The 14601-nt window shown below is 45.6% G+C and carries 16 protein-coding genes; 6 read left to right on the top strand and 10 right to left on the bottom strand.

All coding sequences use genetic code 11. From position 1 onward, the window contains the following. The first annotated feature begins 14 nt into the window (after positions 1 to 14). From traN to HMPREF1536_RS11905, 6 genes are all read left to right on the top strand, one after another. The gene (gene traN, locus HMPREF1536_RS11880) at positions 15 to 1013 is read left to right on the top strand and encodes a conjugative transposon protein TraN (protein WP_028729979.1); all 999 of its coding nucleotides are present in this window, start codon (positions 15 to 17) and stop codon (positions 1011 to 1013) included. Between the two features lie 2 nt (positions 1014 to 1015). Continuing rightward, positions 1016 to 1585, top strand: a complete 570-nt coding sequence (locus tag HMPREF1536_RS11885; protein WP_028729978.1) for a conjugal transfer protein TraO — start codon at positions 1016 to 1018, stop codon at positions 1583 to 1585. A gap of 14 nt (positions 1586 to 1599) precedes the next feature. Next, on the top strand, positions 1600 to 2193 hold the full coding sequence (locus HMPREF1536_RS11890) for a DUF3872 domain-containing protein (RefSeq protein ID WP_028729977.1): 594 nt from the start codon (positions 1600 to 1602) through the stop codon (positions 2191 to 2193). After that, positions 2190 to 2690, top strand: a complete 501-nt coding sequence (locus tag HMPREF1536_RS11895; protein ID WP_028729976.1) for a glycoside hydrolase family protein — start codon at positions 2190 to 2192, stop codon at positions 2688 to 2690. Before HMPREF1536_RS11890 ends, HMPREF1536_RS11895 begins: the two co-directional genes overlap by 4 nt. A gap of 224 nt (positions 2691 to 2914) precedes the next feature. Beyond that, complete coding sequence (locus tag HMPREF1536_RS11900; RefSeq protein WP_137569085.1) at positions 2915 to 3748, top strand: Hachiman antiphage defense system protein HamA; 834 nt, start codon at positions 2915 to 2917, stop codon at positions 3746 to 3748. After that, entirely contained in the window at positions 3745 to 6846 is a 3102-nt protein-coding gene (locus tag HMPREF1536_RS11905) for a DEAD/DEAH box helicase (RefSeq protein WP_028729974.1), read from the top strand. The genes HMPREF1536_RS11900 and HMPREF1536_RS11905 overlap by 4 nt, the downstream gene beginning before the upstream one ends. Here HMPREF1536_RS11905 and HMPREF1536_RS27875 read toward each other — a convergent pair. The 10 genes from HMPREF1536_RS27875 to HMPREF1536_RS11950 form a co-directional block, all read right to left on the bottom strand. Next, positions 6835 to 6984 carry a hypothetical protein gene (locus HMPREF1536_RS27875; RefSeq protein ID WP_157395738.1) on the bottom strand — a complete coding sequence of 50 codons (150 nt, stop codon included), beginning with the start codon at positions 6982 to 6984 and terminating at the stop codon, positions 6835 to 6837. The two genes, HMPREF1536_RS11905 and HMPREF1536_RS27875, sit on opposite strands and share 12 nt — an antisense overlap. Before the next feature lie 10 nt (positions 6985 to 6994). After that, the gene (locus HMPREF1536_RS11910; RefSeq protein ID WP_005834192.1) at positions 6995 to 7978 is read right to left on the bottom strand and encodes a hypothetical protein; all 984 of its coding nucleotides are present in this window, start codon (positions 7976 to 7978) and stop codon (positions 6995 to 6997) included. A gap of 90 nt (positions 7979 to 8068) precedes the next feature. Continuing rightward, positions 8069 to 8227 (bottom strand): hypothetical protein, encoded by a 159-nt coding sequence (locus tag HMPREF1536_RS27880; protein ID WP_005834194.1) that lies wholly within the window; start codon positions 8225 to 8227, stop codon positions 8069 to 8071. Between the two features lie 29 nt (positions 8228 to 8256). After that, complete coding sequence (locus HMPREF1536_RS11920) at positions 8257 to 9279, bottom strand: LPD29 domain-containing protein (protein WP_028729973.1); 1023 nt, start codon at positions 9277 to 9279, stop codon at positions 8257 to 8259. A 25-nt stretch (positions 9280 to 9304) separates the two neighbouring features. Beyond that, complete coding sequence (locus HMPREF1536_RS11925) at positions 9305 to 9514, bottom strand: hypothetical protein (RefSeq protein ID WP_034522946.1); 210 nt, start codon at positions 9512 to 9514, stop codon at positions 9305 to 9307. A 5-nt stretch (positions 9515 to 9519) separates the two neighbouring features. Next, positions 9520 to 9867: a hypothetical protein gene (locus HMPREF1536_RS11930; protein WP_209279531.1), complete on the bottom strand. Its 348-nt coding sequence runs from the start codon at positions 9865 to 9867 to the stop codon at positions 9520 to 9522. A 73-nt stretch (positions 9868 to 9940) separates the two neighbouring features. Next, positions 9941 to 10441 (bottom strand): DUF4313 domain-containing protein, encoded by a 501-nt coding sequence (locus tag HMPREF1536_RS11935; protein ID WP_005834201.1) that lies wholly within the window; start codon positions 10439 to 10441, stop codon positions 9941 to 9943. A 28-nt stretch (positions 10442 to 10469) separates the two neighbouring features. Further along, positions 10470 to 10784 carry a hypothetical protein gene (locus tag HMPREF1536_RS11940; RefSeq protein WP_005834203.1) on the bottom strand — a complete coding sequence of 105 codons (315 nt, stop codon included), beginning with the start codon at positions 10782 to 10784 and terminating at the stop codon, positions 10470 to 10472. A gap of 11 nt (positions 10785 to 10795) precedes the next feature. After that, positions 10796 to 11290, bottom strand: a complete 495-nt coding sequence (locus HMPREF1536_RS11945; protein ID WP_005834205.1) for a hypothetical protein — start codon at positions 11288 to 11290, stop codon at positions 10796 to 10798. A gap of 308 nt (positions 11291 to 11598) precedes the next feature. After that, positions 11599 to 14601, bottom strand: coding sequence for an N-6 DNA methylase (locus HMPREF1536_RS11950; RefSeq protein ID WP_028729971.1), 3003 nt, complete (start codon positions 14599 to 14601; stop codon positions 11599 to 11601).

Below are 14601 nucleotides of genomic sequence, written 5' to 3' on the forward strand. Positions count from 1 at the left end.
TAATTTTTAAGCGTATGAACAAAGTAATTGTAATGTTTGCCCTTGTACTGGGCATGACGATGAGTGCTTTCGCACAGGAAACGGACAAAGTGAACGGGAAAACGGAGTGCCAAACCGGCAATTCCGTGAAATTGACTAAGGAGGCCTATCCCCGGATGGAGACAGAGGGGGACTTGTACCACGGTCTGACACGCAAACTGACGTTTGACAGACTGATTCCGCCGTATGGTCTGGAAGTGACTTATGACAAGACCACACACATTATCTTCCCGTCGGCGGTGCGCTATGTGGACCTCGGTTCCCCGCACCTGATTGCCGGAAAGGCGGACGGGGCGGAGAATGTTATCCGTGTCAAGGCCACAGTCAGGAATTTCAGGGAGGAAACCAATTTCTCGGTCATTACCGAAAGCGGGAGTTTCTACACCTTCAACGTGAAATACGCGGAAGAACCGCTGCTTCTGAGCGTTGAGATGAAAGACTTTATCCATGACGGAAGCACGGTAAACCGTCCGAACAATGCCCTTGACATCTATTTGCAGGATTTGGGCAGCGAGTCGCCGAAACTGGTGCGTCTGATTATGGAGGCCATTCATAAGGACAACAAGCGCAACATCAAGCATATCGGCAGCAAGTCTTTCGGCATCCAGTACCTGCTCCGCGGACTGTACACCCACAACGGGCTGCTCTATTTCCACACGCAGCTCTGCAACACCTCACACGTGCCTTTCGATGTCGATTTTATCACGTTCAAGATTGTCGACAAGAAGGTCATGAAGCGCACGGCTATCCAGGAGCAGGTCATCTTCCCGCTCAGGGCATACAACTATGCCACCGTGGTGGCCGGAAAGAAGGACGAACGTACCGTTTTCACGCTGGACAAGTTCACGATTCCCGATGACAAGATGCTGGTTGTGGAACTGCATGAGAAAAACGGCGGACGCCACCAGTCGTTCACGGTGGAGAACGAGGATATCGTCCGGGCAAAGGTCATCAACGAACTTAAAGTGAAATGACCATGAAAAAGTACATGTTTATCGTAGTTGCGGCAATGCTTGTCCTCTTCGGGGGACAGGCAAACGCCCAACGCTGTCTGCCCGGTATGCGGGGGATAGAACTGAGGGGAGGTTTCACGGACGGTTTCGGCAAGCCGGTGGATTTCTACACGGGTATCGCGATGTCGACCTATACCAAGCACGCGAACCGTTGGGTGGTCGGTGCGGAATATCTTCAGAAGAGCTACGGATACCGAAATATGCAGATTCCCCGTGCCCAGTTCACGCTGGAGGGCGGCTATTTCCTGAAATTCCTCTCCGATCCGTCCAAGACCTTCTTCCTTTCCATCGGCGGCTCCGCCCTTGCCGGTTATGAAACGGTGAACTGGGGCGACAAACAGTTACCCGACGGCTCGCTGCTCACGACAAAGGACGCCTTCATCTATGGAGGGGCGGTCACGCTGGAATTGGAGAGTTACATTACCGACCGTATCGTGCTACTCGCCTCCATTAGAGAGCGCTGTCTCTGGGGCAGCAAGGTGAGACTGTTCAGTACGCAGTTCGGCCTGGGCGTCAAATTTATCATCAATTAAAAACAAGAATGAATATGAATACATTGAATCAAAAAAGAGTATGGAGCGGACTGGTGTCCGTCCTGTTCGTAAGCCTGTTGGCTTGTCTGTTCACAGCCTGCAACGATAAAATTGACGTGCAGCAGGCGTTCCCTTTCACCGTGGAAACCATGCCTGTGCCCACTCGTCTTGTGTTGGGCGAGACGGCGGAAATCAGGTGCGAGTTGAAGCGTGCCGGGCGTTTCGAGGATGCACGCTACACCATACGCTATTTCCAGCCGAACGGAAAAGGCTCGCTGCTTCTGGATAACGGCATGAAACTGCTACCCAATGACCGTTACCCGTTGGACCGTGAGGTGTTCCGCCTCTATTACACCTCCGGATGTACGGACCGGCAGACCATCGACATCTATTTCGAGGACAATGCAGGGCAGGTGGTATTGCTCTCTTTCTCCTTCAACAATGAAAATGAAGAGGAAGAGATGACCGAAGTAACGGAAAAGAGTAAAGACCTGCCGACCATGCAGATCGATACGACACCTGTTCGCTTCCCGCCCGATTCGCCGGATGAACCCTTTTTCACTCCGCTGACAATGGAAACCGGTCTTTACAACAAAACCGCCTTATGAGAAGCAAACTGTTTGCCCTTTGGCTTTTGGCCTTTTCCTTTGTTCCCGGGCTGTTTGCCCAGACTGGGATTTCCCCACCGGATGCCGGGCTGTTCAACAAGGCGGTGGCCTGTATCAAGGAAGCGGAAGGCTGGCACGGAAACCATCTGCCTTATGTAGGGTACGGCCACAAAATTCTTCCCCACGAGAAACTGACGACCGATATGACGGAAGCGCAGGCGGATTCACTGTTGAGAGCCGATTTGAGGAAATTGCATAAGATGTGCAGCCGCTTCGGAAAAGATGCCCTCCTGGTCGCAACGCTGGCCTATAATGTCGGATATTACCGGTTGGTCGGGTACGGGAAGATACCGAAAAGCAGGTTGATCCAAAAGTTGGAATCCGGCAACAGGGATATTTACGAGGAGTATATCTCGTTCCGATGCTATAAGGGAAAGGTGGTGCCGAGCATCGAGCGACGACGGAAGAAAGAGTTTGAATTGTTGTATATACATTAAATTATTAAGGGGCTGACTAAAGTGTTAGTAAAGCCCCTTTTTCTTATTTTCGGTAAGGTCAATCTCGACCTGGTTTCCAAATATTCAATTCTCAGAAAGTCATTCTGACTTTTTAGCCTCCCTATTAATAATAAAGAATTTGGTATTTAAAAGAGATTACCTTCTCGGAAATTGGGGCATCACAAAATAAATTCATATCTTTGCATATTAAATAGATGCCTCAAATGAACCACTTTGATAAAATTGACATACGAGTCTTTGATAGATTCATAGACAAATTTGCAGACCGTTATATTAAACAACGGTCAGAGGTTTTTAGTGGCATTAATGCTGAATTGTTACAACAAGCAGAATCAATCGGATGCGATTTCAACTTAGAGGCTCTATTTAAAATAATCAAACAGAATTCTATCGCAACAGATTTTGCCCGAGAAGAAGGTAAAAGACCATTAGCTTTTAAAGATATATATAGAAGTGATCTGGGAGAATTATTAACGACCTATTATTTTGAAGAGAAAATAGAAGAAAATAGGAGATTTTTAATTCCAATAAAAAATATATCATATCGAGAAAGGTTGGATTTGCCGGGTCGAGGTTTTGATGCTATAGGATATAGGACTGAAGGAGATAAAGTTAATATTCTGATTGGAGAGGCTAAAGTATCCTCACAGAAAGAAAATCCTCCACATGTAGTAGATGTTCACGAGGACTCGATTTATAAGTCTCAAAAGAACCATCATGACGATATAGGTATAGTTTTACAACGTTTGACGGATTACTTGCGTAGATTATCTTCAACAAAACATTTTTATGTTATTGCAGGCGTTGTAATCAATATGAAAGCTGGTAATGTCGATAAATATGACATTACCTATGGTTGCGGTCTTGTTCGAGATTCCAGTTGCGTGAATGAAGCAAAAGATTTTGGAAAGATGCAATCTTTAGCGCACGAATTTGAGCCTGGTTTGGTTGATTTTGCCATTTTTTCATTTACTGAAAAAACTATTGATGAAACAGTCGATTTGTTTTATCAAAAAGTCAAAGAAATGGTACAATGAATGGCATGGACTACATACAGCAGATTCTAAATGATGATGATATCAATATGCTCTTACAAAAGAGTAATCAAACATATCATCTTCAATCAATATGTATAAACAATTCGAATTTTACTTCGTCTGATATTGAATTATCTTGTCGCCTTGCATTTTTACTTATAGGTCTTTCATTTCATGAGAACACTAACCTAAAGTGGGCAGAACATGCTTATAAGCTATTAAAAAATGTACACATAGAGGAAAAGGAAGATAGGGAAATTTTTGACAAAATAATGGGCTATGAATTAGACAATGTTTCGTTAATATATTATTTTTATTTGTCAAGTCTTGCCCTTATTTTAGATAAAACTATTTCCGCCCGTCTTGATTTAAAACAATTTGTTGATTTCAAAGATGTTGAGTCGTCTTGGAGTCAACGTGTTTTGGCTGGTATTTTTAAAGCACTTTTTTTCTTAATTCGTAAAAGTGATGGGTTTGAAGATATTCGTAGAGCCATATCCGAAATCTCTAATCTACAAAAGGAACAAGTAAAATTCGAGGATCAATATTTGAACCAATTCGATGTTCAAGCACAAAAAGAAGAGGCTCTTATATTGGTTGGATTATATCATACCTCAAAAGCTTTAACAGAAACAGCTGAATATCTAATTAACGGATATAATTATAAAAAACGTATTGATAATGTTGTAAGACAACATATTGACATTGCATTAGACTTAATACCTTCGGACATCCGGTTAAGAGACTTTATCTCTATAATTAACAAAGACTTGCAATCTTTAATACGGAATTCCATTTGGAATGGGACAGCCTTTCAAGATCAAATTAAAAAACTTTGTGAGTTCAAAAGTTCTCATAATATATTGGAGCTTTTACCATCGCAAAGACAGGCTATGCAGCAAAATTTATTTGATGTCTATGCAAATGCTTCAATAGTGCAGATGCCAACAAGTGCCGGTAAGACTATGTTGGCAGAATTCAATATTGTTTTGACAAAATCTTTACGAAAAGACGCTAAGGTTGTATACGTCGTGCCATCCAGAGCATTAGTTAATCAGGTATATTTTGATCTACGTAAAGACTTATCCGCGATAGGCTTCAATGTTGAACGCACATCTTCTGCAAGTGAAATAGACCCGACTGAGGCCGATTTCTTGATTGCAGACGATGTTGATGTTATAGTTTCAACGCCAGAAAAATTAGATTTATTAATTCGCCGTTCTCATCCTTCCGTTGAAGACGTTTCGTTATTTATCATTGATGAGGCTCATACTATTGAAAACGGAGAACGAGGTGCACGACTGGAATTACTTATTGCTATGTTACGTCGAGAGAGACCCAATGCAAAATATATGCTTTTATCGCCGTTCCTACCTGGCAATACAGAGGCATTAAAAGACTGGCTTGGAGGAGGTAACATTATTAATGTAGATTGGAGGCCTTCTGAAAAAATAGTTATTGGATTGAAAGTAACTAAAGCCAAAGCTACATTCAATTTACTACCATCTGCTTATAGTTTCAATCTATATCAGGAGAATGAGCAAGTAATAAAAAATCCATATCAACTTGTATCAACAACTCCTAAAGATAGGATATTGGAATTTTCATGTCGTCATTTTTCCTCGAAAGGAAAAACGGAACTTATACTTTGCAAAGGTAAAGGTTCGGCTAACAATGTAGCAGAAAAAATCTATAGTTGGATTGACGATAATATTAATAGTGATGAAATTCATTTAGTCCAAAAATATATTGATGAAGAATTGGGATGCTCAACATCCTTTTCTAAGTTTTTAGGAAAGGGGGTTGCTGTTCATCATGCAGGCTTATCAGATGAAACTAAATTACTAACAGAACATCTTATTCGTCAAGGATTAATTAACTACGTATGTGCAACTACAACCATTGCTGAAGGTGTTAATTTTCCCGTATCTTCTGTTTATTTTGATACATATCAACGTGGTCGAGATAATTTATTATCAGCTAATGACTTTTGGAATATAGCAGGTAGATCTGGACGGACTATGGTAGATGATTTTGGAAAGATTATCTTACCATTTAACACTCATACGAATGCAGAAACAGGCAAAGCTATTCTTAGCAAAGGTGCAGAAGAATTAACAAGTGTTTTAGCGAAACTATTTCTTGATAGAGAATATATACTTGAGACATTGATAAAAAAAAGGGGAATAGAAATATTAATGGCTGAATATACCGATGCATTCAGCCCTATATTTCAATACTTCGTACATCTTTTAAATGTTTCCAACAACGAGCTTGCTGTAGATATTGATGAGCTTTTTAAGGATTCATTGGTGTATTTTATGCTGGATAATGAACAGCAAAGGAATAAATTCATAGATTTATGTAAGCAGATATATTTAACAATCCAAGCACGATATGCAGATAATATTGGGGTTTTGAAATATGCAGATAAGACAGGTTTTTCCGTTCCATCTGTTTTAAAGATTATGCTTCAAAAAGCAACAAATCCGGCTATTGCAGACTTAGACACATGGAATGTGAATGTAATGTTTAATCGAAGAAATGCTGAAAACTTAACAGAGAAGATCAAAGCTATTTCAGAATTAAGAGAAACGGGACTGGGAACTGATGATACGACAGCCCCATTTAATCCAGAATTGGTTGCAAAAATGATAATACGTTGGGTTAAAGGGGATAAAATAAATGCCATATCCTCAATCCATCCCCATTTTACAGACAATGATGCGGATAAACGCTTAACTCAATTTGTTTCATATATGAATCAGCTACGATTTAAAGCATCGTGGGGATTAAGCGCACTTGAAGGTATAGTAAAAGGAAATGAGGATGAAATGAAAGATTCATACATCCCATCTTATGTTTATTATGGTGTAGATAATAATCCAGCTTTAGCTATGAGAATGTTGGGTATACCACGTTCTTTATCATTATCTTTATCGCAAATAATTACAGGTTCTATCTCAGATTACTCATTTACAAAATTGCGTAATATAATTAATTCGCTATCATTAAATGATTGGGATTCCTTAAAACCAACACGTTCAAAATTGTCTGGAGAAGAATGGAAGCATATTGTAAGTATTCTAATGAAATAAATGAAGCTGGACAGAAGTGCCGGCTTCATCCTTATACTCGATGGAGATATACACCCAGCGTTCAATCTGTAATTCCCTCTCGGCTCTTGCCAGGTCCTTGGCATATTCCCACCAGTCGTCAATTCGTTCTTGTACCATAACAGATAATTTAATCAACCCAGAATGTCCCGCAATGCGGACATTTGTGCCCGCACGGGTAGTCGTTTATATAATACACATCCCTATGTCTGCTAATATTTATATCCCCGGCTGTACAACCTCCTTTCCTGAATGTTTTGACATATTCGGCCTCTTGCCGCTGGTGTTCCGTCATGTGGCTTTTGGAAAGTTTCTTTTTAACAGACTTCATTCCGGTTTCCCATTTGGTGGAGTCACACCAGTCATGCACCATACCGCAGATTTCGTCTGCATAGGAATAATGCACCTGCGAATCCACAAAGAGATTATCCCTGTTGAACGGGAGTGTGATGTCAATAGGTAACATGGTATGATCCCCCGAACCGATACGGCTGTCCGCTATCGCAACCACGACATTGCCATAAAAACGGATGGTCTTGAAGTCCTGTCCGGAATCTTTGGAAACAAGATCGTTGAACATGGCATTGAAATAAATTCTCAGCTCTCCACCGTATGCGGCTGCCATCAGCATTTCAAGAATCCTGTCGTCATACGGCCCCTTTCGCAACCTGATAATCCGTCTTATCCTGTTGCACCAGTATGCTTCCGATTTACTGCGATGGCACTTGCCGTACTGGTATCCTTCGATCTCCAATCCTAACGAATAAAACATGGTGGTCGTGGAAGTGTTTTTTATCAGGCCTTCAGTCGGATAGGTGTCATTCCGCTCATAGAGCATGTCACAGATGTTATCTTCATTTTCGACATAATCGGTGCCAAGTCCGGCTTTCTCCATAGACTCTTTAATGTCACGCATCTCGGTACGAAGATTTTCCGAGAATTGCTCCGAGTACCACTCGGAAGATTCTTCATCCAACGGAAGCATACTGTTCTGCCGGATGCACTTTTCCTGCAAATCCTCGTGTTCGTCAAGTGACTCATTATAATCCACGAAATAAAGGCTTACCGATTTGGGCACGTGGCACTCCCAAGGTTGTATGGCTGTTGTTGTCATAGCTTTCATTCGTTTTAATATGTTTGATAAAAGCAATGAAGCCCTGCCGGTTTTCGACAGAGCCTCATTGTTCAGTTCGTTCGCCTCGGTTCATGGTTCGTCAATAGTAAATTCATCTTCATAAACTTCTATCTCCAGACCGCTTTCACAAATGCGTACAAGCCAGGTGTATTGCAGGCGTTCTACCAGTTCGATGTTACGATAGCCCCTGTATGGGCGTATCAATGTTGCCAAATCTCCGACTTTCATAATCTTTATTTTTTTACGGTTTATATTGGTTATACTGCCAAAGGCTGTTGTTTTGCCTTCCATTGCCGATGTGCTACAATATATTCCTGACGTTCCTGTTCCAGCCTTGCTTCCGTTTCGGGGGTATAACCGAGAAATTCGATACATCCTCCGTTATAACCGGTCATCCGGCATCGCATACCCGCTTCGGTGAGTTTGTCAATCCGCTTTTGTGCGGTCTTGGCACTGGAATACTGCTTGGGCCAGAAGTAATGCTCGCCTTTCGACCCGTAGGTGTCTTCACCGAGAATCAGTTTCCCGGCATTTGCCCGGCTTTGGATAAAGTCGAAGCGGGCTTTGCCGAGTGCCTGACGTATGGCCTTGTGGGCGGCTCCTTCGGGATGCTTGAAAACCTCAGGCAGTTTATCTTTGGTTTGCAGCTTCGGCAGTTCCGTCTGATAGGGCTTGTCATACCGTCCGATGCCCAGTGTCAGATAGAAATTTGTATCGAAGTAGTCGGTCATGATGTCGCTGTTGTCGTAGTTGTACGACATGGTAAAATCACAGACGTTGAGCATGACCTCGCGTGCCCGTTCCGTAATGGTCCGGTCTGTTCCAATGTGATAATGGTTGATATCTTTATAGATAAGACCGGACTCTTTCGTGAAGGCCTCGAAATCCGCTTTGACCAGATAGATGTTGATGGAACGGTAACCGTTCTGTGTGACGGAGAATTTATACCGCGGATAGGTCTCCTTGAGCCATTTGCGGATAATCTCCACGATTTCCCCGCGCATCTGTCCGTTGTAGTTCCTGCCTTTCCAACGGTATTCGTTATAGACGTATTCCGTGTACTCGTTGGCTGATGCGCCGGCATAGTCGTTTTCATAACCGGATGCAGCGGCCGATACGGTCGTGTCATCCTTCCATTTGGCGTACAATCTTTCAAATTCGAGATTGATCTGCTGCATGGTTTCCGTACTGCCACCCTTGTCGGGATGGTTCTGCAATGCCAGTACGCGGTAACTCTTCTTCAGTTCCGCAAGGCTGTTTATATTCTGAAAGTATCCCATAATGTTGATTTTTAATTGATGACCATTAAAAAATGAGTGATTCGCAGAAAAAAGGCAGGAAGTCCTGTTCGATGCCGAGGTTATCGCATGCCGATTCCAAATCACCTTCCCGCAAATCGTTCGCGTCGCGTAATTCACGCAGGTTTCTTACTTCGGCATCAAGGTATTCCCGAGCCGTCTCTTTGTCACACCCGCAAGAAGTGCATATCCTGTCAATGATTATTGTTTCCATCATTATTTTTATTTAGTTTTTGTATTGGAATCGGATAAAAGCTGCACGGTTGTCCGGAGTATCTCGTCCAGCCAGTTGATACAACGTGCCCCGAGTTCAAAAGGACCGTCAATTTCGTACAACTCATGGGTATGTTTGTCTTCCACAACGAGATGAAGTTCCTCCCCGAAGAATTGTATCCTGCGCACCAGGCACTCATAGGGATCGCCGTCATGGTCGAACCATATCACGTACACAGCGTCCACCGTATCGGGAAACTCCATTTCCGTTTTCCCATATTCCTCCAATACCGCTTTTATGGCGGCTGTAATCTCCTTGCGGAGTTTGTCTACTTGTTCGCTGAAATCTGTTTTCATAAGGCATAAAAATGAATGCGGGAGCCGCCAGCGGACTCCCACGATTAGACATTCGGTTTATTTATCGGAAACATTACGCGTAGATATTGATGCGATTGAACGATTCCGGACAATGCTGGAAGACAAGCGGCAGATTGACGTGTACCATCGGGTACTCCACCCAGCCGCTGCCTCTCCGGTAGCCGGTATCGGTAGCGAGGTTATTCAAAACCAGAAACTCCATCGCGTCGGGATTGTTGTTGATGTCGATGAAAGCCTTGTCGGGCAGTCCGATGGCATCCGTCTCTTCCAGATTGACCGTCAGAATTGTGTAAGGCTCTTCCGTATCGGCCAGTTCCAGACAGAGGGCGAGCCAGCCGTTGCGATAGATTTGCGGAACCAGCCGTACAGCCTGCCCCTGATAGATGTAGAGCTTATCCCGATAGGATTTGTCAGTCGGAACGATTTCAAATTCGTCTTCCATTTCCGTGAAAGAAAGCATCTGGTTATGGACTGCCACGAATGTATCGTTCTTCACCCGGTAGCACAGGTGGTCCGTTCCTGCCGAACGGATGATTTCAAATGAAGTGTTCATGATTCGGTTGTTTTTGAGTTATTACTGGTTAATTGCTTATGGTATTTGCCTTTACGCGGTCTTCGCACACGAGAGCCACGAAGTGTATTTCCATTATCTTGTGTCCGAAACAGACATCCGAGTTGTACTCCGCCCTCTGCCACAGCGTGAAACGGTCATTGCGGAACGACCACCGGAAATAACCGGAAAGCGATCTGTAATGCGGGTGGACGTTTCTCTCTATTAGTCGCCTGTTTACCTCCATGATGTTGGCCGACATCAGGATGATGTTCATGATTTCGATAAACGCCCTCGGCGCGCAAGGGTCTATCGGGAATATCGGTCCTATGAAATTCATATTCATAATTGTATGTGTTAGTCGTAATTGTCATCAAATACCTCATACGGGTAACTCGTCACGAATGAATAGTAGGAAGAGATACCCTGATAGACCAGGTTGTCCTCCTCCACATCGGGTTCTTCCTCCTCCCGCACAACCATCCGTGCATGGGGGCTGTCCTGAAAGTAGGATACGAGCAGGTGCGGATCTTCCGTCGCCAGGTTGTAGCCGTAATGTCCGCACCACTGCTCGAAACAGTCCTGCTGAAACTCGTCCAGCCGTTCCATTGCGTCACGTACCTCGAAAAAGTTCGGGCACAGCCATTCGCTGCTGACCATGTATTCCGGAATGTTCTCCCAGTCCGTGTAACGGTATTCGGGCTCGGCTTCTTCCGGGAAACGGGTGGCACAGGCATGGTGGAACTCGTCAATGTCGCAATAGTCGGCCAATTCCATCCGGTAGCTTTTCTTCGGATTGACCGTTACCAGCCGTTTTGTCGTTACTGCTATTTCTGCTTCATTCAGATTCATGGTTCTTATTTTTTATGATTATGGATGATGAATCCGCAGGGTTCACTTCCACAGGCTTCAAAAGGTCCGTGTTCCGGCGGTGCAGGGTTTTTGCGGAAAATACCGGAGCGCAGCGAGGATGATTTTCCGCAAAACCGCTTGCGGCCCGACCTTGCACAGCCGACAAGAACACGGAGTTACCTTTGCCTGTGGGAGTGGGCTCTGCGGATTTGACATGGTTATTTCCTTCCTGCTGTCAGGTACGAAAAATCCGGCATTGCCTTCGGGGAGGACGGATGCCGGATATATGTGCGGATTCGTTTTCATGGTCAGTTTGCTATGCGTTGACTGCCCCAGCTGATATGTATCTTGCCCTCGCTGTCCTGCGTGCGTATGAGCAGGCTGTCTATAACGGACATCGTAATGTCGAACTCGTCGAATATTTCGGACTGTTCCTTGACCTCGCCGCTCTTGATGAACTCGTTCAGCCGCTCCTTGGTCAGCACCAGTGCCATGAGGTTCTGTTCCACGGAATCCTCGTAAGTGATGAAATGCACGTTCTTCGTGTCACGGGAATCCAGCCGTATGAAACGGAAGTAGTATTGCTCCATACGCGGTATGTTCCATTGGAGCGATTCGAGAATGACATCGTTGCAGGAAGGGATGTTTACGGAACTGCTCAGGCTCTGCTGGGTGCATATCAGCACGCCGTTTATCGTGGCATCGAAACGGCTCACGATTTCCTGCCGTTTTCTGAACGATATGTCCCCCCGGACAATGAATAGCGGCCGTTCGGGGAAATGTTCCTCAAAGTATCGGCGGTAGAGGTCGAAAGCGGCGATGGAGGTGCAGCCGATGGCTACCTTGCCCGGAATTTTCCTGACCAGTTTATGTATGTATCTCGTCTTGCCCGGATAGGGGTCTCCCGAATAACCCTCTATCAGATGCGGGACCGAGCAGGCTTTTATCAGCAGCTTGATTTGGCGCATCAGCCGCAGACCGGCTTCCTTGCGGGTGTCGCCGGTGCTGTTATAATAAAGTTCGCAGATACGGCAGAACTCCTCGATGATGACACGGTACACCTCGTGTTCGCCGTCCGACGGGGTAACGGTGTGCATCCTGACCTTGTATTTCTCGCCGGCGAAGTCCTTGAACTTGCGCGTGATGATTGTCCTGGCAATAAGCGAGAACAATTCGTCCTTGTTATACACATCCTGGTTCTGCTTCTCGATACCGAACACGGACGCCTTGCCGGGGCAGTGGCAGGCCTTGAACAGCACATGTCCCCGAAAGGCAGGAAATGGTTCTCCATAATAAGGATTGCTTTCCGATTCTATTTCACGCTCCTTGTTCTCGCGGTAGATGCGGTCACACCGGCATATCATGTTCACGGAGTTGTTATACAGCAACTCGAATTGGCTGTACAGTTCCGATATGTTGTTGCGTGTAGTGGTTCCCGTGTCGAGCAGCTTGTATTTCAGCCTGCGGAAGAGGCAGAGGACATATTTCGTCCGTTGTGAGTTGGGGTTGGTGATTTCGTCCGACTCGTCGAATATAAGGCACAGCTTACGGCTGCGGAGCTTTATGAACCGGGCAAGACTCCGTTTCAGTTTGCCGAGCATGGAGGTGGAAACAATCAGGAAGATGCCCTCCGGCACATCTTCGAGGTCTTTGGAGGTACGGATCACACGGTATCGTTCCTTATTGGTTTTCAGGAAAGCGTCCCAGGTCATGTTGATGGCGATGGCAGGAGCCAGTATGACTACATTGCGCACTTTGCGGAATTTAAGCAGGTATTTGGCCCGGTGGTACGCGGCGGCGGTCTTGCCGGAACCTTGTTGCCAGTTAAGAAGGGCGTACCTCTTTTGCAGGACAAGATTGAGGTCATGTTTTTGCAGGTGGGTGAATTGGCAGGTTTCGTAGTCCTTATTGACGAATGTCGCGTTGTCCAGATACTCCGCCAGTTTGTGGTCGGGCTGCATATCGGGAAATTCCCGGTTCTGTATGTCATACTGCCGCTGTTTACGTGCGATGAATTTGCGGGCGGCTTGCAGTTGTCTGATATTGGCTTCGGTAAGAAATTCCGGTTCCGGCAATGCTGTCCGCTCCAGTATCAGGCTGTTGATGCCGGCCGCCTTGTGTTCCACCTTATCCAGCAGACGTGGCGCATAGGCTTTCAGTTTGAAACCGTAGGAGGTCTTGACCAGCGCGATTTCCTTCCGGGGCACGACATTCTGTGTTGTGATGTACTTGCGGATGACGGCAAGCACTTTGGCAGTCGTCAGCTTCTTGCGTTCCCACTCCTTGACCTGCTCGTTGGTGGCATTTTCGGGTGGCTTCTGGTTACGGAATTTCGTGACAAGAGCCGTCGCCTTGTCGATATGCCTGTTCAGACTTGCGTGGGCTTTCAACTCGTACATATACTTGGAGAGCTTGTACTCGAACTGCTCCAGCTCTTCCTTGTCTATCCGGTTGGTTTCACGCATCAGGTCAAAACGCAAACGATGCTTCATATCACGGGCTTGCATGACGCGCTCTTTCAGTTCCTCCATCGTGACAAACTCGTCGGCATTGTAGGGCTGCATCCCTATATGCCGGGAATGCCGCAGGAATACCATGACCTTCGTGTTGAAGTTATCCACGCCGACCGATGTGAAAGCATGGGGTGCGAGCCCGCATTGCCCGACAAAGGAAAACTTATCGTTGATGCCCGTTATCCTGCGTTTCTCCCAGAACTCGCTCTGCATGAACGAAGACGGGACGACAATCATCAGGATGCCCGCCGGATTGAGCAGGTCATAGGCCTTATCCATGTAATACTCCTGTGACAGCCGGAAGTCGAACTTCAGGTTGAACGGCGGGTTGCCGATGATGATGTCGAAACGTTGCTCCGGACGGTATTGCTGTATGTCGCACTTCTCGATATGTGCGTCCGGATAGAGATACCGTGCAACGGCGACAGCCTTGCCATCGATATCGAAACCGTAGGTGTTGTGCCGGTTGGGCAGGTGGTTGAAGAAGTTGCCCATGCCGCAGCACATATCAAGAACCATTTCCGAGGAAGTTGGCGACAATACATCGACCATCTCCCGGCATATCTCGTGAGGGGTGAAGAACTGTCCCAGCTCGAACTCTTTCTTGGCCCGGGCATACTCGTGATAGCTGGCAAAGTCTGATTGCCTGAGGTTATGCAGCCCGCCGACGCCGGTATAGCAGTTGTAGATGCTCTCCGCGGGAATCAGGTCCTTGCCGGAGTTTATGGCAAACAGGATCTTCTCGTTGACTTCAGCCCGCTTGTCTTGCGGTATCTGTTGGGGAATGATTGCATACAT

Origin of the sequence: Parabacteroides gordonii MS-1 = DSM 23371 (assembly GCF_000969825.1) — a bacterium.
Lineage (GTDB): Bacteria > Bacteroidota > Bacteroidia > Bacteroidales > Tannerellaceae > Parabacteroides > Parabacteroides gordonii.

Coding starts and splice junctions, on each gene's coding strand:
- traN (WP_028729979.1), top strand. CDS start 15: ATGAACAAAGTAATTGTAATGTTTGCCCTTGTACTGGGCATGACGATG.
- HMPREF1536_RS11885 (WP_028729978.1), top strand. CDS start 1,016: ATGAAAAAGTACATGTTTATCGTAGTTGCGGCAATGCTTGTCCTCTTC.
- HMPREF1536_RS11890 (WP_028729977.1), top strand. CDS start 1,600: ATGAATACATTGAATCAAAAAAGAGTATGGAGCGGACTGGTGTCCGTC.
- HMPREF1536_RS11895 (WP_028729976.1), top strand. CDS start 2,190: ATGAGAAGCAAACTGTTTGCCCTTTGGCTTTTGGCCTTTTCCTTTGTT.
- HMPREF1536_RS11900 (WP_137569085.1), top strand. CDS start 2,915: ATGAACCACTTTGATAAAATTGACATACGAGTCTTTGATAGATTCATA.
- HMPREF1536_RS11905 (WP_028729974.1), top strand. CDS start 3,745: ATGAATGGCATGGACTACATACAGCAGATTCTAAATGATGATGATATC.
- HMPREF1536_RS27875 (WP_157395738.1), bottom strand. CDS start 6,984: ATGGTACAAGAACGAATTGACGACTGGTGGGAATATGCCAAGGACCTG.
- HMPREF1536_RS11910 (WP_005834192.1), bottom strand. CDS start 7,978: ATGACAACAACAGCCATACAACCTTGGGAGTGCCACGTGCCCAAATCG.
- HMPREF1536_RS27880 (WP_005834194.1), bottom strand. CDS start 8,227: ATGAAAGTCGGAGATTTGGCAACATTGATACGCCCATACAGGGGCTAT.
- HMPREF1536_RS11920 (WP_028729973.1), bottom strand. CDS start 9,279: ATGGGATACTTTCAGAATATAAACAGCCTTGCGGAACTGAAGAAGAGT.
- HMPREF1536_RS11925 (WP_034522946.1), bottom strand. CDS start 9,514: ATGATGGAAACAATAATCATTGACAGGATATGCACTTCTTGCGGGTGT.
- HMPREF1536_RS11930 (WP_209279531.1), bottom strand. CDS start 9,867: ATGAAAACAGATTTCAGCGAACAAGTAGACAAACTCCGCAAGGAGATT.
- HMPREF1536_RS11935 (WP_005834201.1), bottom strand. CDS start 10,441: ATGAACACTTCATTTGAAATCATCCGTTCGGCAGGAACGGACCACCTG.
- HMPREF1536_RS11940 (WP_005834203.1), bottom strand. CDS start 10,784: ATGAATATGAATTTCATAGGACCGATATTCCCGATAGACCCTTGCGCG.
- HMPREF1536_RS11945 (WP_005834205.1), bottom strand. CDS start 11,290: ATGAATCTGAATGAAGCAGAAATAGCAGTAACGACAAAACGGCTGGTA.
- HMPREF1536_RS11950 (WP_028729971.1), bottom strand. CDS start 14,601: ATGTATGCAATCATTCCCCAACAGATACCGCAAGACAAGCGGGCTGAA.